This window comes from Vibrio rubrogenes, from assembly GCF_059641415.1.
Window position 1 is genome coordinate 117,149 of record NZ_JCARSY010000006.1, and the last position, 24,532, is coordinate 141,680.

22 protein-coding genes and 1 pseudogene are annotated in these 24,532 nt (G+C 46.7%); 15 read left to right on the forward strand and 8 right to left on the reverse strand.

Features of this window, described 5'->3' with window-relative positions; genetic code table 11:
• Nucleotides 1-86 precede the first annotated feature (86 nt).
• Nucleotides 87-131 (forward strand): annotated as a pseudogene (gene spfP / locus AC55NX_RS06655) (small protein SpfP); the annotation flags it as partial.
• Nucleotides 132-619: 488 nt separating this feature from the next.
• Here the strand turns inward: spfP and yihA are convergent.
• Entirely contained in the window at nucleotides 620-1,282 is a 663-nt protein-coding gene (gene yihA / locus AC55NX_RS06660; protein WP_496995026.1) for a ribosome biogenesis GTP-binding protein YihA/YsxC, read from the reverse strand.
• Between the two features lie 845 nt (nucleotides 1,283-2,127).
• On the opposite strand from yihA, the gene AC55NX_RS06665 reads away from it, so the two are divergent.
• The 4 genes from AC55NX_RS06665 (at nucleotide 2,128) to hemN (ending at nucleotide 5,354) form a co-directional block, all read left to right on the forward strand.
• Nucleotides 2,128-2,766, forward strand: coding sequence for a class I SAM-dependent methyltransferase (locus tag AC55NX_RS06665; RefSeq protein ID WP_496995027.1), 639 nt, complete (start codon nucleotides 2,128-2,130; stop codon nucleotides 2,764-2,766).
• Nucleotides 2,766-3,329, forward strand: a complete 564-nt coding sequence (gene yihI, locus AC55NX_RS06670; protein WP_496995028.1) for a Der GTPase-activating protein YihI — start codon at nucleotides 2,766-2,768, stop codon at nucleotides 3,327-3,329. The genes AC55NX_RS06665 and yihI overlap by 1 nt, the downstream gene beginning before the upstream one ends.
• 9 nt (nucleotides 3,330-3,338) lie before the next feature.
• The gene (locus AC55NX_RS06675) at nucleotides 3,339-3,827 is read left to right on the forward strand and encodes a DUF2489 domain-containing protein (RefSeq protein ID WP_496995029.1); all 489 of its coding nucleotides are present in this window, start codon (nucleotides 3,339-3,341) and stop codon (nucleotides 3,825-3,827) included.
• A 141-nt stretch (nucleotides 3,828-3,968) separates the two neighbouring features.
• Nucleotides 3,969-5,354 (forward strand): oxygen-independent coproporphyrinogen III oxidase, encoded by a 1,386-nt coding sequence (hemN, locus tag AC55NX_RS06680; protein WP_496995030.1) that lies wholly within the window; start codon nucleotides 3,969-3,971, stop codon nucleotides 5,352-5,354.
• Between the two features lie 151 nt (nucleotides 5,355-5,505).
• Here hemN and AC55NX_RS06685 read toward each other — a convergent pair whose 3' ends face one another.
• From AC55NX_RS06685 to hemC, 4 genes are read right to left on the reverse strand one after another with little or no spacing between them, the layout of a single operon-like run.
• The gene (locus tag AC55NX_RS06685; protein ID WP_496995031.1) at nucleotides 5,506-6,690 is read right to left on the reverse strand and encodes a heme biosynthesis HemY N-terminal domain-containing protein; all 1,185 of its coding nucleotides are present in this window, start codon (nucleotides 6,688-6,690) and stop codon (nucleotides 5,506-5,508) included.
• Entirely contained in the window at nucleotides 6,690-7,844 is a 1,155-nt protein-coding gene (locus tag AC55NX_RS06690) for a uroporphyrinogen-III C-methyltransferase (RefSeq protein ID WP_496995032.1), read from the reverse strand. Before AC55NX_RS06690 ends, AC55NX_RS06685 begins: the two co-directional genes overlap by 1 nt.
• Complete coding sequence (locus AC55NX_RS06695; protein ID WP_496995033.1) at nucleotides 7,841-8,593, reverse strand: uroporphyrinogen-III synthase; 753 nt, start codon at nucleotides 8,591-8,593, stop codon at nucleotides 7,841-7,843. The genes AC55NX_RS06690 and AC55NX_RS06695 overlap by 4 nt, the downstream gene beginning before the upstream one ends.
• Before the next feature lie 2 nt (nucleotides 8,594-8,595).
• Entirely contained in the window at nucleotides 8,596-9,534 is a 939-nt protein-coding gene (gene hemC, locus AC55NX_RS06700; protein WP_496995034.1) for a hydroxymethylbilane synthase, read from the reverse strand.
• 405 nt (nucleotides 9,535-9,939) lie between these two features.
• On the opposite strand from hemC, the gene AC55NX_RS06705 reads away from it, so the two are divergent.
• Nucleotides 9,940-12,474, forward strand: coding sequence for a class I adenylate cyclase (locus AC55NX_RS06705; RefSeq protein WP_496995035.1), 2,535 nt, complete (start codon nucleotides 9,940-9,942; stop codon nucleotides 12,472-12,474).
• 126 nt (nucleotides 12,475-12,600) lie between these two features.
• On the opposite strand, the gene cyaY is transcribed toward AC55NX_RS06705, so the two are convergent.
• The gene (gene cyaY, locus AC55NX_RS06710) at nucleotides 12,601-12,915 is read right to left on the reverse strand and encodes an iron donor protein CyaY (protein WP_496995036.1); all 315 of its coding nucleotides are present in this window, start codon (nucleotides 12,913-12,915) and stop codon (nucleotides 12,601-12,603) included.
• Between the two features lie 76 nt (nucleotides 12,916-12,991).
• On the opposite strand from cyaY, the gene lptM reads away from it, so the two are divergent.
• The 6 genes from lptM to yigB are packed head-to-tail and all read left to right on the forward strand — an operon-like array spanning nucleotide 12,992 to nucleotide 17,648.
• Nucleotides 12,992-13,111, forward strand: coding sequence for an LPS translocon maturation chaperone LptM (gene lptM / locus AC55NX_RS06715; protein WP_082671483.1), 120 nt, complete (start codon nucleotides 12,992-12,994; stop codon nucleotides 13,109-13,111).
• 30 nt (nucleotides 13,112-13,141) lie between these two features.
• Nucleotides 13,142-14,395, forward strand: coding sequence for a diaminopimelate decarboxylase (lysA, locus tag AC55NX_RS06720; protein WP_496995037.1), 1,254 nt, complete (start codon nucleotides 13,142-13,144; stop codon nucleotides 14,393-14,395).
• A gap of 8 nt (nucleotides 14,396-14,403) precedes the next feature.
• Nucleotides 14,404-15,234, forward strand: a complete 831-nt coding sequence (dapF, locus tag AC55NX_RS06725) for a diaminopimelate epimerase (protein ID WP_496995038.1) — start codon at nucleotides 14,404-14,406, stop codon at nucleotides 15,232-15,234.
• Nucleotides 15,235-15,276: 42 nt separating this feature from the next.
• On the forward strand, nucleotides 15,277-15,963 hold the full coding sequence (locus tag AC55NX_RS06730) for a DUF484 family protein (protein ID WP_496995039.1): 687 nt from the start codon (nucleotides 15,277-15,279) through the stop codon (nucleotides 15,961-15,963).
• A gap of 35 nt (nucleotides 15,964-15,998) precedes the next feature.
• Nucleotides 15,999-16,928 (forward strand): tyrosine recombinase XerC, encoded by a 930-nt coding sequence (gene xerC, locus AC55NX_RS06735; RefSeq protein ID WP_496995040.1) that lies wholly within the window; start codon nucleotides 15,999-16,001, stop codon nucleotides 16,926-16,928.
• Between the two features lie 3 nt (nucleotides 16,929-16,931).
• On the forward strand, nucleotides 16,932-17,648 hold the full coding sequence (yigB, locus tag AC55NX_RS06740; RefSeq protein ID WP_496995041.1) for a 5-amino-6-(5-phospho-D-ribitylamino)uracil phosphatase YigB: 717 nt from the start codon (nucleotides 16,932-16,934) through the stop codon (nucleotides 17,646-17,648).
• Nucleotides 17,649-17,703: 55 nt separating this feature from the next.
• Here yigB and AC55NX_RS06745 read toward each other — a convergent pair whose 3' ends face one another.
• Both AC55NX_RS06745 and AC55NX_RS06750 read right to left on the reverse strand, forming a co-directional pair.
• Entirely contained in the window at nucleotides 17,704-18,396 is a 693-nt protein-coding gene (locus AC55NX_RS06745; RefSeq protein ID WP_496995042.1) for a tRNA-uridine aminocarboxypropyltransferase, read from the reverse strand.
• Nucleotides 18,393-19,406 carry a COG3650 family protein gene (locus AC55NX_RS06750; RefSeq protein WP_496995043.1) on the reverse strand — a complete coding sequence of 338 codons (1,014 nt, stop codon included), beginning with the start codon at nucleotides 19,404-19,406 and terminating at the stop codon, nucleotides 18,393-18,395. The genes AC55NX_RS06745 and AC55NX_RS06750 overlap by 4 nt, the downstream gene beginning before the upstream one ends.
• A gap of 618 nt (nucleotides 19,407-20,024) precedes the next feature.
• Between AC55NX_RS06750 and AC55NX_RS06755 the strand changes: the two genes are divergently transcribed.
• The 3 genes from AC55NX_RS06755 to AC55NX_RS06765 are packed head-to-tail and all read left to right on the forward strand — an operon-like array spanning nucleotide 20,025 to nucleotide 24,492.
• Nucleotides 20,025-20,714: a 4'-phosphopantetheinyl transferase family protein gene (locus AC55NX_RS06755; protein WP_496995080.1), complete on the forward strand. Its 690-nt coding sequence runs from the start codon at nucleotides 20,025-20,027 to the stop codon at nucleotides 20,712-20,714.
• Between the two features lie 51 nt (nucleotides 20,715-20,765).
• Nucleotides 20,766-20,978 carry an MbtH family protein gene (locus tag AC55NX_RS06760; RefSeq protein ID WP_496995044.1) on the forward strand — a complete coding sequence of 71 codons (213 nt, stop codon included), beginning with the start codon at nucleotides 20,766-20,768 and terminating at the stop codon, nucleotides 20,976-20,978.
• A gap of 13 nt (nucleotides 20,979-20,991) precedes the next feature.
• Entirely contained in the window at nucleotides 20,992-24,492 is a 3,501-nt protein-coding gene (locus AC55NX_RS06765) for a non-ribosomal peptide synthetase (protein WP_496995045.1), read from the forward strand.
• The last annotated feature ends 40 nt before the right edge of the window (nucleotides 24,493-24,532 follow it).

The following is a 24,532-nucleotide window of genomic DNA, read 5'->3' on the forward strand; positions in this document are numbered from 1 at the left end:
TTAAAATAAGTGAAAAAAAACTACAGAATGGGTTTTCTTTTCCATCAGTTTATTGTACATTTAATGACGTAGGGTACAGAGGTAAGATGTTCTATCTTTCAGACCTTTTGTTTCACGTTATTGGATTAGGCTGTTTCAGCCGCCCCAGTCAGTTTTTGACTGGGGCGTTTTTTATTGTGTTAAACTTATGTTATTCATCAATAAAATCTGAATTTCTTTTCGCATTCACCGCTCACTTCACGGCATCTATACTACAAATCGTTGATAAAATTCTTGGTTTTTCTTCTGGGATATGAAAATTCTCAAATGAAGTAATGTAACGATTCTGTAATTAATTACCCTTCACAAAATAGTTATTTCACTAAAAAAATAAAGTGTTACAGTTTGGTTAATATGTATATATTTCAAAATATTACATTTGTTTTGTGGTCTGTGGCGTTTTGGAGCGGAGGGATTGAAAAATCAGATGAATTCAACGATGCTTGTAAGGGCACAAAAACAAAACAATTAGAAGAAGTTCATTATCTCTCCCATTACCCTGCCAGGATGGCGGGGTTTTTTATGCCCGGAAGAAAAGCATGGGTGGTTCCCTTTCTTCCGGAGCACTGAGCGCTTGGTATTAGTGATTGGACTCACTGTTGTTAGTATCACTATCTTGCTCATCATCTTGAGGGGCAAACGCTGGTGCATACCAGCTATCAAGTTTTTGGCGTAGGACATCAACACCCAGCCCTGACGTCGAGGAAAAAGCATCGACACTCACATCACCACAGAATGCCAGTGACGCTTCACGAATTTTCAGTACTTGTGCTTTTCTTGCGCCACTTTTCAGTTTATCGGCTTTGGTCAGCAGAACCTGAACCGGAATATTGCTTTCCACTGCCCAATAGATCAGTTGTTGATCCAGATCCTTCATGGGATGGCGAATGTCCATCAAAACCACCAGTCCTTTTAAACATTGGCGTGCTTGCAGATACTCTCCGAGTGCTTTTTGCCATTTTTTCTTGAGTTCCGGTGGGACTTGAGCAAATCCATATCCCGGCAGATCGACAATATGGCAGCCATCAGTGACCTGAAAGAGGTTGATTAACTGAGTTCGCCCCGGTGTCTTACTGGTTTTGGCTAAGTTTTTTTGATTCGCCAAACGATTCAAAGCACTGGATTTTCCTGCATTGGAGCGCCCGGCAAACGCGACCTCAATGCCTTCATCTTCCGGCAAGTGGCGGATATCTGGGGCACTGGTAATAAAATGCGTATTTTGATAGTGGATTTTTACACTCAAGGTAGACTCCATGGTAACTGTCTGCTGTTGATGAATCATTTGCCGGAATGCAATGGTATCACAGCAATAACCTGAAAGAAGGTCTCTGCGAAACGCCCCCTGATTCAACGGGACTGGCGATTATACACGACTCCTGCCAGAATCTGGAACATTATCATCATGAGCGATGGGCAGGAATTCGTCGTGTGATGGGCTGCCTGGAGCCATTGGCTTGACGGGGACTGAGCTCTCTCCGGCTCGGTATGTTCCTTTTTTTCTATATAGATTGTGAGAGATCCGCTATAGATAACCCGATGATTACACTGAGAATGATTTTAATTTTATGATTTTATTATTATTTTTAATATTGCATGTGGAATGTGATCTGAATCATTTTTTGATGGGTTGTGTCTATCGGGATAAAGCGTAAAGTTTAATCGTTGCTTCAGGGATGAATCGCTCATTCTGAAGTGACTGACAAACAGGATGTTTGTCTGATAAGGATGATCTGCTTGGCCCTATGGAGTGGGGGATGTAATGGAACCAAGCTACGGAAGAGCTTCGTTACAATGATGTTTTCAGGGACAGTGAAAATTCATCAGGATTGATGACGAACAACAACGTTTTTGCAAGGAAAGCACGAAAAACAAAAGGAATATTGTGCGCATCTCTATGTGCCAGAATAGTTTCCGTCACTACGGTGACTGTTTAGAAAGCGACAGGTCATTCTGTCGCTTTTTTTATCTCTCTTTTTTGATCGAACTGAAAGCCATCACGTCTATCCGCTGAAGAAAAAATCAGCTGAAATACTCCACTATCGGGTGAGTTTCTGGTATGTTGCGCATCCCGTAATAAGGAGAGTCCATATGATCTCATGTCCACTGTGCGGTGCTGAATCGCTGGGGATTTATCATCGGGATAAACGTCGCGACTATTGGCAATGCCACCAATGTCATTTGGTGAGTGTCGCACCTGCATTTCATCTGGATGCAGAATCCGAAAAATCCATCTATGATCTGCATGAGAATGATCCATCTGATATGGGATATCGGCGATTTTTGTCCCGCCTGACGGTGCCGTTGGCGGAACGGATTGCTCCTGGTGCTCACGGGTTAGATTTTGGATGTGGCCCCGGGCCGACGCTCTCTTTAATGATGGAAGAGCTCGGGTTTCGGATGGCTGTATATGATGTCTTTTATTTCCCACAGCAGACGGTGTTAGAATCAACATATGATTTTATGACCGCAACTGAAGTGATTGAACACTTACATGCTCCGGGCCAAGTGTGGCAACAGTGGTTGTCCTTGGTGAAGCCGGGGGGATATATCGGAATCATGACCAAATTAGTTAAAAATTTGGACGCGTTTACAAGGTGGCATTATAAAAATGATCTCACCCATGTAAGCTTTTTTAGCCGAGAGACTTTCAGTTTTTTAGCAGAACGGGATGCTCTCGAAATTGAATTTATCGGTAGTGATGTAATTTTACTGAGGAAAAGCCAGTAATGAGCCGTAAGAAGAAAGTAAGATCATCTGGGAATTCAGACGTTGTTGTCGTTCGTCAGCGTTCTCAGACAGATGTCGAAGGGCGTTTGCGCAAGAAGCTGAAAAAGAGAAAAGGCTTGAAAACCGGCAGCCGTCATTCAGAAGAGTCCGGCAATACACGTCGGTTAAGCACTTCGCAAGCGCAGGATCCTCGTCTGGGGAGTAAGAAAAAAATTCCGCTCGTCGTAGAAACCCAGCCAAAAGTCATTGCTAAGCAACGGCAAGACCAAGCTGAACAAGAGCTGGCTTTGCTCGAAAATGATGCGCAGCTTCATGCTTTGCTTGCCCGGTTAGATCGGGGAGAAAAGTTGGGTGCCGGTTTGCAACAGTATGTTGATGAAAAGCTCGATCGCATCGAACAGCTGATGAAACAGCTAGGGTTATTTGATGAAGAGAATCCGGTTGATGAAGAGAGTGATGACGAGGTATCCGAGTCTCCGGTGATGAAATCAAAGCAGGGCGCATCGGATGACGAACTTCTGAAGAAATTTACCGGATTCGATCCGGATGATTTTCAGCAATAGGAGTGACATATGAATCTGACTGTACTCGTGATTGTTGGGTGTCTGATTGTTGCCGGTCTGGCGATTTATGCCGGGTATCTGCTGGTGAAGTTGAAGCAGCAGAAAGCGTTGGTTGCCAAGCATCGGGAGTTGGAGATTGAGAAGAGAAATGCAAATATTTTCGAGAACGTAAACACACTCTGTATGGTCGGCATTCAAGGTCAATGTGATCTTTCGGAAATCAGCATTCGTGTTTATTGCATCATGGACTACGTTCAGGGTGAGCAGCGAATTGATTTTGAAAAACAATTTCCAGCGATTTCAGAGCTTTATCATATCGTCAAAGATATGCCTCGTGGTGAGGCCCGGCAAGAGATGCCCAAAAAAGAACGGATGCAGCAAAATCTGGAACGGATGAAAGCTGAAAATCGGCTGGAGGATGATATTGTCCGAGAGCTGACCAAGCTGAAGGATATGATTCAGCCATTAAACCAACAAATTCAGGTTCAAATGATTTAAATCTCGAGTATTGCAGTGGTTCATTCGGTGATCTCTGTAGCACTTTCACACAATAATCATGGATTTCTATTTTGCTGCCTGAGTTGTCAGTATCGCAGTGTGGCAAAATAGGGGTTCATCGACGCATTCGGAAAGATAAATATGTTTCAGCAGGTATCTCGTCAGCAGGTTGTCTGGGATCAGGCAATGTTGGATAAATATAATTACTCCGGGCCTCGTTATACCTCTTATCCGACAGCCGTCGAATTCCATGAAGCGTTTACGATTGCGGACTTTGATATGGCTTGTGCCCAGTATCCGGACCGTCCGCTTTCTCTTTATATCCACATCCCTTTCTGCCACAAGCTGTGTTACTACTGCGGTTGTAACAAGGTTGTCACGCGTCATTCCCATAAAGCGGATGAGTATCTGGATATGCTGGAGCTTGAGATTCGTCAGCGTGCGTCTCTGTTAGCGGGTCGCCGTGTGGTTCAGCTTCATTTCGGTGGTGGAACCCCGACATTTCTGACTGCTCCCCAAATTACCCGTTTGATGACACTGATCCGACAGGAGTTTGATTTTGAGCCTGAGGCTGAAATCAGTATTGAAGTTGATCCGCGCGAGATACAACTGGATATCTTGGACCACCTCTACCAAGAAGGTTTTAACCGTTTAAGTATCGGAGTGCAGGATTTCAACAAAGAAGTACAGCTACTGATCAATCGCATTCAGGATGAAACTTTCATCTTCGCTCTGGCAGAACGCGCCCGAGAATTGGGTTTCCGTTCGACCAACCTTGACCTGATTTATGGTTTGCCCAAGCAGACACCGCATTCATTTGCTCGAACCTTAAACCGGGTTCTGGAAATGAAACCGGGCCGGTTATCCATTTTTAACTACGCGCATATGCCGCAATTGTTTGCTGCACAGCGGAAAATTAAAGAAGATTTTCTGCCGACGGCGCAAGAAAAAATGGAAATCTTGCAGATGACCATTGAGACACTGACCGATGCCGGTTATCAGTTTATCGGTATGGATCATTTTGCGCTGCCCGAAGATGATCTTGCGATTGCGCAAAGAGAAGGTTGCCTCCATCGTAATTTTCAGGGGTATACCACCTATGGCGATTGCGATCTGATTGGTTTTGGGGTGTCAGCGATATCTATGGTCGGTGATGCGTATGCTCAGAACCAGAAAGAGCTGAAGAAATATTATCAGCAGGTGGATCATCAGCGTCATGCATTATGGAAAGGAGTGGCGTTGGATAAAGATGATTTAGCCCGCCGGGATGTGATTAAACAATTGATGTGTAATTTTACCCTCGATAAAACTCAGATCGAGCGCACTCATCAGCTCGACTTTGATCGGTATTTCCAGCCAGATTTAGCACTACTGGAACATTTCATCGCAGATGGGTTGGTTTTAGTCAGTGATAAGCAGTTGACGGTGACACCAAAAGGCCGGCTATTGATTCGTAATATCTGTATGTGCTTTGATCGCTATCTGCGTGAAAAAGCAAGACAGCAGCAGTTTTCCCGGGTGATATGATTTTATTTTGCTCTGCGCCGATTGCGTCTGCGTAACAAGCATACCGTACTGATATCAAAGTATAAAAAGCCAGCAGATGCTGGCTTTTTTGTCAGTGGCTTAGCTAAACAGCGATATGATTCAAGCAATAACAGGATTCAAGTCATTATGGTTAAGAGGTCGGCTCAATCAGTGAGAGTGCTTTCTTACTGACATGGTGTGCTGCCTGAGACATATCTTGCTGCTCCAGAACCTGAGCAAGCAACTGATAGTCTGAGATGCTGTTTCTGATTTGCAGTGCTTTTTCCAGATGCCCTTGTGCCAGCGGTAATTTTTCTTCCTGAAAATAGAGTTGTCCTAATGCACTGTGAGCTTCTGCATGTTGCTCATCTTTACGAATGACATCTTGTAACAGTTTGATCACCGGCTGGCGACTCTCCAGTTTGAGTTCAGGCAGTAACGGATAACTGTTTGAGTTCGGATGCTTCTTAATGTGTTCTTTCAGGAGTGAAAAGGCTTCTTCATCGCCTTGATGTTTCAGGAGTAAACGAACATAGCACACTATCAGTTCCGGTGTGTTTTTCAGGCGTTTGGGCAGCTCTTTCCAGTATTCGGTCAGTGTCTCTTTCCCGCGGATTGCCGCTGCTTGCTCCATGAGATGGCTGCGGGATTCAATTTCCAGTATGGTAATTTCCTCTTCTTTTGCCAATTTGAGCTTTCTGAGCTGCGGGAGCAGGCTAAGTAGTGGTTGCCATTGCCGGAGATGGCGATAGGTTGTCTTCAGCAGACTGACGACCACAGGGTTATCCGGGTGCTGGATAGCCAGTTCACTCAACACGTTGAGTGCATCTTGATAACGTTGCTCTTTTGTATACTGTTTTGCCTTGGTGAGCTCAACGGCTAGTGTTGAATTCTCTTGTTTGGCGGCAAGAGACAGGTAGTGATCCCGTTTCTCTTGATTGCCTTGCTCAAGTGCTGCTTCAGAGGCAATGAGATAACACAGCAGTGGCATATCATGATTTTTTGCCAGTCGGGTGACTTTTTTCTCGGCCTGTTTCCAGTCTCCCTCGATGAGTTTGATGATCCCTTCGTTGGTATCCCGACGAGACTGTTTGAGTTTTCGTGAACCAAACCAGTTCCAGGTGCTGCTACTAAGATGCAGGGCCTTTTTGATCAAAAACTCGATGCCGAACAGAACTGCCAGTAAAGCGATGACCAGCAGAATCAGCGTAGTGACGCTCATTTCAATGGTTTTGTTCGCAATTGAAATCAGAACGTATCCTTGTTGACCGGAATATTGGGTGCCGACATATAACCCGATACCGAGGACTGCGAAGAGAAAAATGGCTCGAATCATTACTCTTCCTCCTTGATCAAACCGGAAACTTGTTTACGCAACCGCTCATGAATGAGATCCGTCAGCGGTTGTTGTGATTCCAGCTTCACCGGATATTGAATGGTAATTTTTTTCTGACTCAGGGATTGGGTGGCTTGGTTAAACTGTTTCACCTGATCATTGTCAGGGTTCAAGAACGAGACAGACCATTGATTGGCTGTGGTTAAAGCCGTTGTATAAATCTCCTGATTTTCGTCATAGACGGCTCTGATTGCTGTCTCGAGTTTGGCTTTCAGATTCTCTCTCAGGTAGAAATCCTGTTCCGGAGACAGCAACGGAATGACGTTACCATCGCGGGTTCTGAATGTGATGAATTGCTCGGCAAAACTCTTTAGAGAGGTAAGCAGATTATCTTGCCAGTGGCTGATATCTTCGCTGACCTGTGGTTTTTGCTCTTGTGGTGCATCAGGAAGAATCGCGTTTGCCAGTGGCAGTTTATCGATAAGTTGTTCCAGACTGGTGAGGCGCAGTACCAAACCATCTTTATCGATCAAGGGGAGAGATTTCAGTGTGGTGATGTCATTTGCCATGGCCTGACGCAGTGAGACCAGACTCGGGTCATTGAGTGCAGCAATGCGTTCATCGGCACTTTCCATCAGGTGGGTTGCTGTCAGGACATCGTGTTCGAGAAATAGTTTTCGACCGGCAAGTTTGACCAGATAATCCGATTCAGCCAACAGCCAGTCATTAGGACGACGTCCTTTGATATCAGCGAGTGCACGTTGCAGGCTATCAATACTTTTTTGCTGTTGATCCAAATTTGTATCAACCTGATTGATGACCGTGGCCGTTTTTTTATCGATGTCTTGATTGAGTTGAGTTACTTGCGTTTCAACCTGGCTAACCGATTGACTCAGTTGTTGCTGAAGTTGTCTGATTTGTTCCTGATAGCCGTGCATGGTTTGCTGAACATAAGCAGCAATCCCGCCACCGGTGAGTAAGGTTAGCACGATGGCTATTTTACTTAGTCTTGCACCCGATCCGGATGTTTTTTGCTCTGATTTCGCGCCGGAAGGTGTGGTTGCTTCTGGTTTAGATGCTGATGCGGAAGAAGATGTGGCGGATTGTTGCTGATCTTCTGAGGTTGGGGTAACGGCTTTTTTTGTATCAGTCATTCATGATTCCTGTCATTCTTCTCGGCCAGAATTGCGGCCACTAAGTCTGAATTGCTGGCACTACCCACAGCAATGGTATGCTTGATTCCCAGCGAATGTGCATCATGTGCAATCCGTTCACTGGGGACATAAAATGTTTGTTCGAATAACCATGGCGCATCGTGTTCAGCGAGCTGTGTGACGAAAAACCGGAGTTGTTGCTCACTGGTGATGATGATGCTATTTACTGCGGCTTCCTGCCATTCGGAAACTGCAACCCGGGTATTAAAAGGGAGCATTTCTCGCTGATAAACTTCGCAATAATTGACCAAGGCTCCCTGAGACTTTAGCTGTTGGGCGATTAAATCCCGGCCGCCATTTCCTCTCAGTATTTCAACGCGTAACCCAAGAGGTGCACTAAGCTCGGGGAGAGAGAGAAAATTTTCACTATCGCTTATCGCAGGATAGTTTACCGTTTGTTGGGTAAAATTACTTAGAAGCTGTGCGGTTTTTTGACCGATGGCAAGATATCGAATATCAGATGGCCATGAAACGCCATGTCGGTCGAGATATTCCTGACTATAAAGGACAGCTTGCTGACTGACGGCGATGACCAGATCACACTGTTTCAGCCGATCCGGCAGTTGTCCCAGTTCCGAACCGGCATGAAAATCAATTAAAGGATGATGTACCGCTGCTATACCGGCGGCCTGAAGTTGACGGCAGAGTGCTTCTCCCGGTTTACCGGGGCGGGTCACCAGTACCGACATGATCAGTCGTGCTCATGGTAGAGATTGGTGAGTATCTCCCGGGCGCCACGCTCTAAGAGTTGTTTGGCGAGCGTTTCTCCCAGTTGTTCTGCATCGTTGCGATGTCCTCTGATCTCCCCGCGAATGATTTGACTGCCGTCCGGTTCACCGACCAGAGCCCGTAACCAGAGTTGGTCATTTTCCAGCAGCGCATAACTACCGATCGGCACCTGACAACCGCCTTGAAGGGTGGTATTCATGGCGCGTTCACAACGCACTCGATCCGTGGTTTCCTGATGGCCGAGTGGTTTCAATAACTCAATTAATCGCTCGTCATCGAGCCGACACTCAATCCCTACGGCTCCCTGACCAACCGCCGGCAGCGATTGCTCCGGTGCCAGATAACTCCGGATTCGGTTTTCAAGATTGAGGCGCTTGAGACCGGCAGCGGCAAGAATAATCGCATCATATTCTCCGGCATCCAGTTTTCCGAGTCGTGTGCCGACATTACCCCGGAGTTCTTTGATGACGATATCGGGTCGGGCTGCTTTTAACTGACACTGACGTCTTAAACTGCAAGTCCCGACGATAGCACCTTCGGGCAGTTCATCGAAGGCTGCATAATGGTTAGAGACGAAAGCATCACGCGGATCGCCCCGCTCACAGATCGTTACGAGCCCCAATCCTTGTGGAAAATCAACCGGGACATCTTTCATTGAATGAACAGCGAGGTCGGCCCGGCCATCGAGCATTGCCATTTCAAGTTCTTTGACGAAGAGTCCCTTCCCGCCCACTTTAGCCAGCGGAGTGTCCAGAATCACATCTCCTTTCGTCACCATCGTGACCAGTTCAACGGCCAGTCCCGGATGAGCAGCCTGAAGCGCATCCTTTACATAATGGGCCTGCCAAAGGGCTAGCGGACTTTTACGGGTAGCAATACGAATCGGAGATGAATCAATCATATGTTATGAGTCGGTCAGAGAAAAATGGTAGCTCACATCCTATCACTGTTCTTTTCGATCCCCAAGTTCACCTAACCGATTGAAATATAGCACTTGGTGCAGAGAAGTGTATTCATGAAGAAGTGCACAGGAAAACTTGTAAATTTTGAGATATACGACCATAGTCTAATTTAAAATATGTGATGTAGCTCTTGTTTATAGTTTGAGCTATGATTACACGATAATCTGAATGAGATATGTATCAACGAAAAGTATCCCTAAATTCTCTGGATTGCCGACACGGGCATCCGGGAGAGAAATCTTTACCACTGATGGATAAAGTGTTAAATTGATCACGTTTTGACGGCGATTTTGCACAAAGGGCAATCAGTTCGTTGAGTTTTGAGCCAACCAAGGATATTCCCCTTGCAGACATACACCGAGACTTTAATCAAAAGATTAGATAATCTGAATCGGCAACGTACCGAGCGTGCGCTGGCGTTAATGGATTTACAAAGTCGTCGTGTTTTTCATTTAATTCCTGCATTCTTCCAATTCAATCATCCATTAGTTCCCGGTTATTATGACCAAGATGTGCCTTTCGGTGTGTGGGGCTTTGAGGCGGATGACGCACAACAACAGTTTATCCACGATACAGAACTAGCGTTGGGGCAGCGACTCCCGATTTCAAGCGAGCCTGAGATTCAGGGTTTGTACACCATGGGAAGTACGTCTTCTATCGGACAGAGTACCTCCAGTGATCTGGATATCTGGGTGTGTGTTTCTTCGCTGATGAGTGTCAGCCGACGGGAAAAACTGGCCAATAAATGTTTGTTGCTGACGGACTGGGCAAAGACACAAGGTGTTGAAGCCAACTTTTTTATCATGGATGAGCAGCGTTTCCGGTGTAAGCAATCCGATGAAATGACGGGAGAGAACTGTGGCTCTTCGCAACACCTGTTATTACTGGATGAATTCTACCGTTCTGCGGTGCGGATGGCCGGAAAACGTCTTTTGTGGCAAATCGTGCCACCGGAAATGGAAGAGTGCTATGACGAATATGTCAGCCATTTGTGTCGTAAATCTTATATCAACTGTTGCGAATGGTTTGATTTCGGCCGACTCAATCATATTCCGGCTGAAGAATATTTCGGCGCCAGTTTATGGCAGTTGTATAAAAGTATCGATTCACCGTATAAGTCGGTACTGAAAGCGATCTTACTCGAAGCTTATTCTTGGGAATATCCGCATACGCAACTCTTAAGTATTGATACCAAACGACGCTTTTTTACCCATGAGCCAGATCTGTATGGGATGGATGCTTATTATCTGATGCTGGAAAAAGTCACCCGGTATTTAGAACGGATTAATGATCAGCCTCGATTGGATTTGGTCCGGCGTTGTTTTTATCTGAAGACCCATGAGAAATTGTCTCGTGAACCCGGTACCGGTTCTGTCCCATGGCGTCGGATGGCACTGGAAGAATTGACTCGCATCTGGCAGTGGTCGGCAGATGTCATTGCTGAGCTGGATAACCGGCGAAACTGGAAAGTCGAGCAAGTCGCTTTCATGCATGCGGGATTGCTGGATGCTTTGATGCAAAGCTACCGTAATTTAATTCAATTCGCTCGACGCAATGATATTACCTCTTCCATTAGTCCGCAGGATATTTCGATTCTTTCCCGCAAACTGTATGCTGCTTTTGAAATTCTTCCGGGCAAAGTGACGCTGCTTAATCCGCAGATTTCTCCTGATTTACATGAGTCTGATCTGACCTTTATTGAAGTGCAGCAGAACCGCAGTAATCCGGCTGGCTGGTATCTCTACAAACAACCGTTAGTGCCGCGTCGGATGATGGGGCAGCATTATCTGGAACATCATGAGTATCTGAGTAAGTTAGTCGCGTGGGCATTCTTTAATGGTTTGATCACCGAATCAACAAGGCTCCATGCCGTTGTTCAGGATGCTCAGCTCGATATCGATAAGTTTTATCAGATGGTTGGTGATTTGCGGAATACGTTCTCCTTGCATAAACGTCGTCCAACCATGCACGCACTTGCCAGCCCTTGTGAAATTAGTCAGTTGGCGATGTTCATTAATTTTGAGCAAGACCCAACTTATGCGGTTTCAGGAAAATCACTCCGCGTTGATTTAAAAACGGTTGATATTTTAAGTTTCGGGCCGGAACAGCGTTGTCTCGTCGGAAGTATTGATCTGGTTTACCGTAATTCGTGGCATGAAGTCAGAACCCTCCATTTCGAAGGGGAAGGGGCGATGCTTGATGCGCTCAAAACGGTATTGTGCAAGATGCATCAGGATGCGCTACCGCCAGAATCAGTAGACGTGTTTTGCTACAGTAAAAATTTGCGGGGGTTGATCCGTAATGCCATTTATCAGCTGTTGGCCGAATGTATCGACTTACGTTTAAAACCCGTTGAAATCGAGCTGGAAAAGCGCCGCCGTTTTAAAGCGTTGCGTGTCGGTCGTCAAATGTACGGGCTGTTTTTTGAACGACGGGGCGTCTCTGTTCAGCGATTGGAAAATTCAGTCGATTTTTATCGCAGCATCTCGACCAACAAACTCAAAGGTTCGCCATTGATGATGATCGATCGGGAACAGGATTATCATCTGCCTGAAGCGATTGATGGCTTTGCCAGTGAAGGACTCATTCAGTTTTTCTTCGAAGATAGCGATACCGGCTTTAATATCTATGTTCTCGATGAATCGAATCGTGTTGAGGTCTACCATCAATTTAGTGGTAGTAAAGATGAGATGATTTCCAGTCTGAATGGTTTTTATACATCGATGCTGGACGAAAACAACGTGGCATCAAAACTGATTAACTTCAACCTGCCGCAGTATTATCAGGTGATTTACGCCGATGACGGCAGTAATTATATCATTCCTTACCGCAGTGATGCGTCTTCAGGGGCTGCACCGACCAAGGCAGTGAATGCCTGAAAGGTTATCAGTTGCACGCTCTTTTCTCTTTGTCTTTTAATTTCTGAACCTGATATTGCTCAGAGTCCCGAGAGCTGAAATAGCTGCAGGACTCTGATGTTAATTGATGTGACAGCTATTGCAGTATCAATCCCAATCAATCGACTCTCCGGCATGCTTCTCACATTCCTGACGGAGCAAAGCGATGAGTTCCAGCCCCGTTTTAGAGCAGATCCATTGTTGATCGGTATATTGAAAGTGAAATCCGCCGGATTTGGACGCCAGCCAGATTTCATGCATCGGTTCCTGACGATTGATCACAATCTGACTGCGATCTTCAAAATCCAGTGTCATGACATTGCCGCTTGTCTCGTAATCAATATCAGCACCTGAGTCATCAATCATTTGCTCAATCTGTTCTAGCATTTGATCAACAAGTTGGTGGAATTCAGTATCGTTCATCCTCACATCCTATTGCTTTTCCTGAATCTGGTGCGATTATAGGGGGCATTGAATGAATAATCACGATATATGCAAAATGAATAAAAAGTTTACTGCACTTTTAGTGCTGTGCGTGTTAGCGTTGGCAGGTTGTGGACAGACAGGACCGTTGTATATGCCTCAGGACGATACACCGCAAAACCAATCACAACCTTAATCCTTAGTCATTGATAATTAGGAAAATATTTTGGATTATTTTAATTACCAGAACGATGGACAGCTATGGGCTGAAGAGGTTCGTCTCGCAGAACTGGCAAAGGACTATGGCACACCACTTTACGTTTATTCAAAAGCGACGCTGGAACGCCACTGGAATGCATTTGATCAGGCTGTCGGCACACACCCACATCTGGTTTGTTATGCCGTGAAAGCGAACTCCAATTTAGGTGTACTGAGTGTATTGGCTCGACTCGGCTCTGGATTTGATATTGTATCCGGAGGGGAGCTGGAACGGGTTTTAGCGGCTGGCGGAAACCCCGGAAAAATTGTATTTTCCGGTGTAGGTAAAACCGAAGCCGAGATGAAACGCGCACTCGAATTGAAGATTAAGTGCTTCAATGTTGAATCCGAATCCGAGTTATATCGTTTGAATCGCGTGGCTCAGTCGCTGGGTGTGAAAGCTCCGGTGTCTCTGCGGATTAATCCGGATGTCGATGCCAAAACACATCCCTATATCTCGACCGGATTACGTGACAATAAATTCGGGATTGCTTTTGACCGCGCACATGAAGTCTATCGTTTAGCTCACCAGTTGGAGCATCTGAACGTACATGGAATTGATTGTCACATCGGCTCGCAGTTGACTCAGATTGACCCCTTTATTGATGCCACGGACCGTCTGTTGGCGCTTATCGACGCGCTCAAAGCGGAAGGCATTCACATTCGCCATTTAGATGTCGGTGGTGGTTTGGGAGTGGTCTATGATGCAGAAACACCACCACAGCCGGCCGAATATGCCAAAGCCTTACTCGCACGTCTGGGAAATCATCAGGATTTGGAACTGGTGTTTGAACCGGGACGGGCGATTGCCGCTAATGCAGGGGTACTACTGACTAAAGTTGAGTTTCTCAAGCATACCGAATATAAGAATTTTGCGATTATTGATGCAGCGATGAACGATCTCATGCGTCCTGCTTTGTATCAGGCATGGCAGAAAATTGTTCCCGTTACCCCGCGGGAAGGAAAAGCGCTGGTTTATGATTTAGTGGGTCCTGTTTGCGAAACCGGTGATTTTATCGGTAAAGAGCGCGAGCTTGTGCTTGAGGAAGGTGATCTTCTGGCGGTTCGTTCTGCAGGTGCTTACGGATTTGCCATGTCATCAAACTATAATACGCGTTCACGCGCCGCTGAGGTCATGGTTGATGGAAAACAGGTTCATCTGGTACGCCAGCGCGAGCCTCTCAGTAGTTTGTGGGCTTTGGAAAGTGTTTTACCGGAGTAAAAAAAACTATGCATTTTCATTTTTCTAAAATGCACGGTTTGGGTAATGATTTCATGGTCGTTGACTGTATTACCCAGAATATTTTCTTCTCACCGGATCTGATTCGTCGCTTGGCGGATCGGCATACGGGTGTCGGTTTTGATCAACTGTTATTGGTGGAAGCACCTTATGATCCGGAAACCGATTTTCACTATCGGATTTTCAATGCGGATGGCAGTGAAGTTGAACAGTGTGGTAATGGTGCTCGTTGTTTTGCACGTTTTGTGCGACTCAAAGGTTTGACGAACAAATACAGCATTCATGTCAGCACGAAGAAAGGGAAGATGATTCTGAATGTCGAAGAAGACAATCAGATTACCGTGAATATGGGGTTGCCAGAATTTGAACCCGCGAAAATCCCGTTTAAGGCGAAGCAGTCAGAAAAGACCTATATTTTACGCATTGCTGAACAGACCCTGTTTTGTGGCGCGGTCAGTATGGGGAATCCTCATGTGGTGACCACGGTTGAGGATGTCGATATCGCAGATGTCGAGCGTCTAGGGCCATTACTGGAATCCCATGAACGTTTCCCTGAACGTGTTAATGCCGGCTTTATGCAGGTGGTGAACCCCAATGAAATCCGGCTACGGGTTTATGAACGTGGGGCCGGTGAAACACAGGCATGCGGAAGTGGCGCCTGTGCTGCGGTTGCCGTGGGGATTATTCAAGAGCAACTGGCAGAGAATGTCACAGTCCATTTGCCGGGCGGTGATCTGAAAATCTGCTGGAAGGGGCCGGGACAACCACTCTACATGACTGGCCCCGCCACACATATTTATGATGGACAGATTGCGTGCTGAAAACAGCTGAAATAATTGAAGAACGTTGTAGAAAGGGTTGTTGTGTCAAACACTGAAACTGAAATTAATGAAAATGATGTGTTAACCGCCGAAGTGGTGGCTGATTATTTACAAAATCATCCTGATTTCTTTATGAATCGCCCGGAATTGGTTGACCGCCTTTCACTACCGCACCAGCAACTTGGCGCGGTTTCTTTGGTTCACATTCAGTTGAATCGGCAGAGACACCGGATCGAAGAACTTGAAGAAGAAATAACCGCCTTGATGTCTCTGGCAGCGAGTAATGATCGGACGCTTCATGCATTTATGGATTTGCAGGAACAGATGTTTCGGTGCGATGACCTGAGTGAGGTCGTTGAGGCAATTGAACGGAAAGCGGTGCAGTTATCACTGAAAGCGCATATCCGTCTGTCAGGCGTACCGGCACAATACGCTTTGGATCTGGTCTATTGGCAGCGTTTTGTTACGAACAATTTTAATGGAAACAGTGCTTATTTAGGCAGAATGCGTAAAGCGGATCGCGATGGTCTGTTTGGTGAACACTCCGGCGCGCCAGAGTTCGGATCTTACGTCGTGCTACCGATCAGAAGTAAAGACACGCATGGGATACTGGCTTTTTCCAGTGAAGATGGCGGCCATTTCCAGCCGAGTATGGATACATTGTTCTTACGTTATCTGGCTGAGGTGCTGACCCATTTATTACATGTTCTGCCATGGAAACGGGTATGATACGAGTCAGTCACAGAGATGAATAAGTTCGTCATATGAATGGTGAAAGTCTGAGATTACCGGATGAATTACAGCAACCCCTTCAGCGCTTCTATGAATATCTGAGAAGTGAGAAGGGGTTGAGTCTATATACCCGTCAGAACTATCGGCAACAACTGACTCAGATGGCGGCTTATCTGGCTGACAATGGTGTGACACACTGGCAGCAATTGGATTCTGCATGGGTCAGACAACTGGCAGCAAAAGGGATGCGTGATGGCATCAAGGCCAGTAGTCTGGCGACGCGCTTGTCGGCATTGCGTAGTTTTCTAGATTTTATGGTGTTAAGGGGTGCGTTAACCGCAAACCCGGCCAAAGGTGTCTCGGCACCGAAGAAGAAGCGACCACTGCCGAAAAATTTAGATGTCGATGAAGTCGCACAGTTACTTGAAGTAAACGACGATGATCCGCTGGCGATTCGTGACCGGGCTATGATGGAACTGATGTATGGTGCAGGTCTGCGTTTGGCGGAAATGGTCAGCGTCAATTTGAAAGATATTCACCTCGGTCTGGGAGAAATCCGCGTAATCGGTAAAGGTAACAAAGAGCGCAAAGTGCCGTTTAGCGGCCAGGCTGTGATTTGGGTGAAAAAATGGATGGCCGTGCGCGGGCAGTTTGCTCATCAGGATGAACCCGCTTTGTTTGTTTCCAGTCGCGGTAGGAGAATCTCGCATCGCAATGTCCAGAAACGGATGTCAGAGTGGGGGATGAAACAGTCGGTCGCCAGTCATATCAGTCCCCATAAATTACGTCACTCTTTTGCCACCCATATCCTTGAGTCAAGCCACAATTTGCGTGCGGTACAGGAATTATTGGGGCATGAAAACATTTCAACCACTCAGATATATACCCATCTCGATTTTCAGCATTTAGCGCAGGCCTACGATCAGGCTCATCCCCGCGCTAAGAAAAAACGGAAACCATAGTGCATGTTTTATTACCGCTCTCTCCCTTCGATTCAGGCGATGACCTTTGATCTGGATGATACACTCTACGATAACGTCCCGGTGATTCGGCAACTGGAACGTAAAATGTTGGATTGGATGCATTTGAATCATCCGGTCAGTGCGTTGCATCCGATTGAGTGGTGGAAGCAATTGAAAACCCAAGTCGTGCAGCAAACTCCTGAGTTGGCGCATGACGTGACGCAATGGCGTTATGAACAGGTCATGCAGGGGTTGATACTGTTGGGATACGCAGCCGATGATGCTCGTAAAGCAGCTGAAGATGCAATCAATGAAATGTTCTACTGGCGCCATCAGGTGGATGTGCCGGAAGAAACACATCGTGTTCTGACTTTATTGAGCCGCCAAATCCCGTTAATCTCCGTGACTAATGGCAATGTCGATCCGCATAAAATTGGGTTGGGACACTATTTTCAGCAAACGCTGCAAGCCGGCCCTGACGGATTTTCCAAACCTTATCCCGATCTGTTTATCAAAGCGCAACGCGCACTCGATCTGCCTGCTTGCCATATCCTGCATGTCGGCGATCACCTGAAGACCGATGTTTATGGTGCAAAAATGAATGGGTTCGCGGCCTGCTGGTTGAATGACCAACATAAAAATATCCGCACAGAATCGGCTGCGATGTTACTACCGGATATCGAGATTGATCAGTTATCAAGCTTGTTAGATCTTGTGTAACGCCATGATGACATGATTGGTCGGAGGCATAGCTCAAGGGTGGTCTGATGTTCAGCTACCGCTGAACGAATCGGGCCGGGGATCTGCTTTTATCAGCTTGCAAGGTATCCATAAACAGATGTAGAAAATCTTTTAATGCCTGAGCATCTTTGGTCTCGCCGCGTTGTTCGAGTAAGCTGGCAACCACCTCCAACGTACAGAGTGAGTCAGGCTGTTGGTTGCGTCTCAACCGATAAGATGAGGCCGTATTCGGGGTGATCTGCACGCGTGGTAGTGCTGCCAGCCAGGCACTCTTTCGTTCCATTTTCCGCGCCTCCTGCCAAGTCCCGTCGAGCAAAATGAAATGGAGCGTTGGTTGACGTTCCTTTACTTGATGATCGTGATGCTGATACTGATAGTTGTGATGTTGATGATAGTGTTCATCGTCTGTTTGTACGCACAACTCGTCCGCTGTAACGGCGTCCGGGGATGGAAATAGCAGTACCGGGAAAAATCGGGGATCGTCCAGCTGTTGTTGGAATTGCACATCGGGTTGTTTACGTTGCCACAGATATGACTGACACTGCGGCAGTGCATGGACCAGCCAGCGTCCGGTATTGGTTTCCCGATTGAGCTCCCGCTCATGAACCAGCAACGATAGCTTGATTGTGCTATCGCAACGGGGGATTGCCTGACAAATACACTGATATACCAAACCACAATCGGGGCATGGTGCCGGTGATTGTTCCGGTTGCGGACTCACATTCATGGCCTGCTCCGGTACAAAGTTAATCCACCGCCACTGATATCGTAGATCTGCTGACCGACTTGTTCCTTGGGTGCGTGAAGCTGATCGCCCTGACGGGTAAAAATCCGTTGGGAGAGCAGGTATTGCTGTTGATGTTGGGTCATGACCACCTGAATCTGATCGCCGTTGAGTGCCTGCCAAAAGCCTGTTTCCACAATCGGGATTGGATCATTTTGATAATGATAAAGTGTTTGAGCAGTATGATCAGCTTTCAGCATTAATGTCACGGAAAAGTTGTCTTGTCGGGTTGAGCTTGCATGATAGGTCGCGATCCATGTTGTGGATGGATCCTGATTACCGAGCCGGGCACAGCCCCGATATCGGCCTTTCTGTGTGTTGAAAGCTGCCATCCAGCCGTACAAGGCTTGATGATTCAGTTGGCAAACTGATGGTGACAGAGTCAATGTTCCCTGTGGCGCTGTATACACACGATGTTCTTCGGTGTGGTTCACCTGTTTGACGGGCCACTGCTGAGGTGATGATTTGCCAAGTGTCACATCTAAGGTATCCGGTGACGTCATATCAACGAGCCAGTGTGGTTTCTGTCCCTGAGCCTCGGTGTTTTGTAACGGTTGGCTACAACCTCTGACGGCATCCTGTGAGACATAGTTAATCTGATGTGCAATCAGTCGTGCTCTGAAATCAGCATTGTAACCCGTCTGGCTTGGCGCGGTAAGGAAACCTATGATTTCACCATAGATTGATTGATAAGGTGAGGCTACCTGTTGACTGAGTGTCTGATACTGTTGTGCTGATAACGTCAGTAAAAATTGCTGGTTGCTGTTGCAGGGAGTAAATGAGCTGGTTCGGGGGCCAATCACGATCTGACCGCGGAACATGATTTGCGGGATCTGAATTTCGGTCGGTTGCCCCAGAGAAACGTGACCGGAAGGAGCGGTCACCATCGATGAGGTACAGGCTTGCAAGAGTAACATTAATAAGCTGAATATTAGAATTTTCAAGGGTTTCATGGTATATCTTCCTTACCTTAACCGGATTAGACATCGTCTCGTATAGCAACAGCATAACATTTAGCAACAGCATAACATTATGGCATATTGGTTATTTAAAACAGAGCCTGATACTTTCCCGGCGTTGAAATCTTGATCCCCCAGGTGGTTTTCACCGCCTGTCTATTTATCTCATTTAGTATGTTTTATCTCATCAGTACGTTTTATCTCATCAGTGCATTTTGACCGTGACTCTTCGATGAGCCATAAGTAGCTTGAATGAATTTATCATGACATTGATGCATTCTGGATGAGATTGAGGAACTGATGTGTGAACTATCGGTCTTTTATCGTGAGAATTAACACTATATGAGTAAGAAATATAGGAAATAATGCGATCTTCGCTGCGAGTTCAGAGGATTTCTATTGGAGTTTATACGTGCATTGGTTGTATGCTAATGGCTGCTGTTGCAGTGCAATGGTGAGGCTAGTATTAGCGAGAAATTCATAAAATAATCATGAATGTTTGTTTCGGTATACAAGGCTGAAAGCTCGGATGGGGACGGCTTACTCCATTGCTTGAGGCCTATTTTCAATTGATTTGCACATGATGATGAACGAGTTTAGGGACGATGAGTGATGACATTTCTGATCTGGCAAAAGCAATTATGCTTGGGTGGACAGACTATTTTTATGAATCGCTATGCGCGTGACGACTATACGGCAGGTGCTGCGCAAGAAGGCATCACCTTACCTGAATCTCTGCTCGGGGCGGTCAGTAAAAGAAAAGCAGAATTTGTTGCCGGCAGAATTGCCGCAAAATATGCCTTGCTGCACCGGGGTGCATCTGAACCTTGGGTCGGAATTGGTGAACATCGTTCTCCGGTGTGGCCTGACGGATTTATCGGCTCAATCTCACATACGGATGATACAGCCATCTGTACGGTGACGACCACCGCCGATCAGTTATCGATCGGGGTTGATGTCGAAAATATCATGGATGAAACACTCTGCGAGTCGATCGGAAGAATGATTGTCACACCTGAGGAAATCAAGCTTCAGAATGTCACCGATTGGCATAAAGCGCAGTTTATCTCTCTGATGTTTTCTGCCAAAGAGAGCCTTTTTAAGGCGCTCTATCCTTTAGTAAAACGTTACCTTGATTTCCATGATGCACAATTAATATCCCTTGAGCCGCAGCGTTCACATTTCACGTTTGAACTTTCCCAAATACTTCAGCAAGAGACCGGCATACAGTTTTGTCATGGACATTATCTGTTTCTGGAAGACGCGCTCGTGACATTGATACAAATTGAACGGGATGACTGATGTAAACAAAGTATGAATATTTCCCTTAGTTGGCAGGGTGGCTTAAGAATAATGAATGATAAAAAATATACCAATCCATTTGATGATGAGAGTCATCGATTTCTTGTGCTGACCAATGTTCGTGGTCAGTATAGTTTGTGGCCTGAATTCAGTCCGGTCCCTCAAGGCTGGCGAGCGATGTTCGGTCCGGAAGATAAATCCGTCTGTCTTAGTTATATCGAACAAAACTGGCAGCATGTTCATCTCTCCGGGCTTAATTCATGAAGGAATCATCGCTATGTCTATGAGCAATATGATTGATGAATCAATGTCATCATGGTCACAGGCAGCAAGACAGCCTGAAGACGTTGATTTTGTAAAAGATTTAAAGCCAGCCGCATGTCCATTGAATCCGGTTGGTGATTTCTCCCCACGCACACCGCGGGTTAAACAGGCGATGCAGCCATGGTCTACCGGTGCTGTATTAGCGCTTCCCACTGAGTACCAAACCATTCTTGATCTGCTAAGTCAGCAAGTTGAATCATTTCCGACCCGGCTGGCATTGTACGATGGGCAGTCATCATGGACGTTCGCGCAACTGAATACGCAGATCAATACGCTGGCGGTGAATTTCCTGCAAGCCGGCGTCCAACGCGGTGATGTCATTGGGGTCGCATTACCGAGAACTGGATTTGCGGTGATTGTGCTTTTGGCTGTGATGAAATGTGGTGCAGTGTATCTCCCCATTGATCCTGATTACCCCCGGGAACGAATTGAAGCCATTCTGGAACAGGCTCGTCCCCGTGGTGTACTGATCGATGCAAATCCGTCGTTTGGTTTACAGCAAGCGCTGCAACATATCACCACATCTTTATTCTCTATATCACAATGGCGACTCGAAACATTGTTGTGCGCAAGTGAAGATTTTCCCCCGGATTATCCCTCACCGCAAAGAGAGGATACGGCTTATATTATTTTTACATCCGGTTCGACCGGTAAGCCGAAAGGAGTTTTAAACCATCATGGCGCGTTACTGAATCTCGCGCTGTCTCATCGACAGACTATTTTCGAACGGGCGCTATCACAGTTGAAACAAGTGCATGAGCGTCCCGTTGTCCGAGCCGCGCATACCACCTCTTTTTCTTTCGATGCATCTTGGGAACAAATTTTATGGATGATTCACGGCCATACACTGTATCTCTATTCGAATGAACAACGCCGGGATGCCTTTGAGCTGAACCGGTTGGTTGAACAAGACCAAATTGATGCTTTAGATCTGTCTCCTTCGCTGTTTTATCAGATGCTGGAAGCCGGACTGATGACGATGTCGCATGTACCGACGCTCGTTTTGGTCGGAAGTGAAGCGGTACCACATAAGCTGTGGCAGAAGGTGAGCGAGTATCCCGCGCTGATGGTGGAAAACTTCTATGGGCCAACGGAATATACGGTTGATGCAGTGAGTGCCAGTTTTAAAGCGGATGATACCCCGGTGATCGGCCGGCCAATCGCCAATACGCGCACCTATGTATTAGATGAAACACTGACACCGGTACCGACCGGGTGTGTCGGAGAACTATATCTTGCCGGTGCGGGGATGGCGCAGGGATATTTAAATCAACCCGGCATGACCGCAGAACGTTTTGTGGCGGATCCATTTGTTGCCGGTGACGTGATGTACCGTACCGGAGATTTAGTCCGTTGGTCTGAAAAGGGGTACCTCGCTTTTATTGGGCGTTGTGATGATCAGGTGAAAATTCGTGGTTATCGGATCGAACTGGGAGAAGTTGAAAATGTATTGTCGGTTCAGCAAGGGGTCGCTCAGGCGGTTGTTGTGGCGCAGCCTTTTGCCGGCACGCACCGCTTGATCGGATTTTGTGTACTGACACCGGACAGTGCCGGTCAACGTAATGGTGAACATTTGTCGGCGGCGCTTGCCCAAATTCTGCCTGATTACATGGTTCCAGCGGTGATTGAGATTATTGATGAGATGCCGATTAATGTGAACGGTAAAATTGATCGCAAAGCGTTGGCTGCAATGCCTCTGTCGGTGACCCGAAGCTCTGGCCGGGCACCGCAGACGGATATCGAACGGCTACTGTGTCAGGAAGCACAGTCACTATTCAGGGCATCGGTGATCTCCGCAGAAGATGACTTTTTCTCACTCGGTGGCGACAGTATCTCTGCGATGGCTTTGGTCAACCGGATACGTCAGCAGGGATACCTTTTGAAGGTCAAAGATATCTTTGTGGAGAAGACACTGGAAAAAATAGCGTTGAAAATCGACCAACATCAGCATACCAGTATGTCGCATGTGGATACCCCCGCAGAGCATATCCTGATGAGTGATGACGTGCGGGCACAATTCACCGCTGAATACGGTGAGATTCGTGACATTATTCCGACGCTGCCGGTTCAGAACGGGCTGTTGTCTCATGTGCGTACCGGTGGTCAACAGAGCAACTATAACGCCCTGACCAAGATGCAGTTTGTCGGTGAAATGGATGTGCAGCGCCTACAGCAAGCACTCGATAACGTTGTATTACGTCACCCGCAGTTACTGGCTCGTTTTGACGTTCATATTTTAGAACAAGCGGTTCAAGTGCTGCCCCAAATCACGGTTGAGCAGGCGGAGCAAAGAAGAGGCTTATGGCCGCTGGAAATTTGCTCTCTGAATACATTGCCTGATGAGGAGCAAGATGCCGCACTGGCCGCCATTGAGTCCCGGGAAGTCTTGCGCCCCTTTGATATGCAGGACGCCCGTCAGCCATTACTGTATGCCGTATTAGTGCATCATCATGACAATCAACATACGCTGTTTTTGTCTGAACACCATTTGGTCATTGATGGTTGGTCAATGCCGATTTTGCTCCGGGATCTGCTTCAGGCTTATGTTGAGGCAACGGGGCTGGAGACTCCGCAGACGCCTGACCGCTATGCCTGCGTGATTAGACAGTTAGCTTCACGAGATAAATCTGTCGCGAGGCGAGTCTGGTCTCAGGCATTGGCAGACGCGCAACCGACGCTGATCTATCAAGGTGAATCCCCGTCAGATCAGGTCAGTGACACCTCTTTTCGATTGTCACCCTTGATGACACAAAAACTAACCACGCTTTGTCAGCAGAACGGTTTAACCGTCAATTCATTGATGCAAGGGGTGTGGGGGATGATCTTGTGTGATATCAGCGGATGTGAAGACGTCATTTTTGGTTCTCCGGTCTCAGGACGGTTTTGTGATATCGAAGGGATAGAATCTTATGTCGGCCTGTTTACCAATACGGTTCCGGTCCGGATCCGGCTCCAACAAAGCCGTTCATTGATTGAGCAACTGAAAGCGGTTCAGTCAGAACAGATTCATTTGTGTGAACACGATATGTTGGGATTGGATGAGATCGGGCAACTGACGGGAGAGGCGTGTTGGTTTGATACGATGTTGTCGGTTGATAATTATCCGAATTATGATCATTGGTTTAGCATCGATTACCACGGGATGAAACTGATAGCTATGGAAAACCGGGGTTATACCCATTTGCCGCTGACGGTTTTTGTGACGCCCGGAGAATCTTTAGAAGTACTGATTGCGTATCGGTCAACCCGATATTCACCTCAGCGCCTGGCAAGACAGTTCGAACAGCTGCTGATTCAGATTATTGAGCAGCCGATGATGGCGCTGCAACATTATAGCTTGAATCCTGATTTAGTTGTGTCAAACGAGTCCCCGAATCTTGGTCTCGAAAACAGAGCGGTATCTGTAGACTCAAGCTATCTTGTGCATATGGGTATACCGGTATCCGCAGACTGAGAGCGATTATATTCAACCTCTAACCAGCGGGTATCTGCCA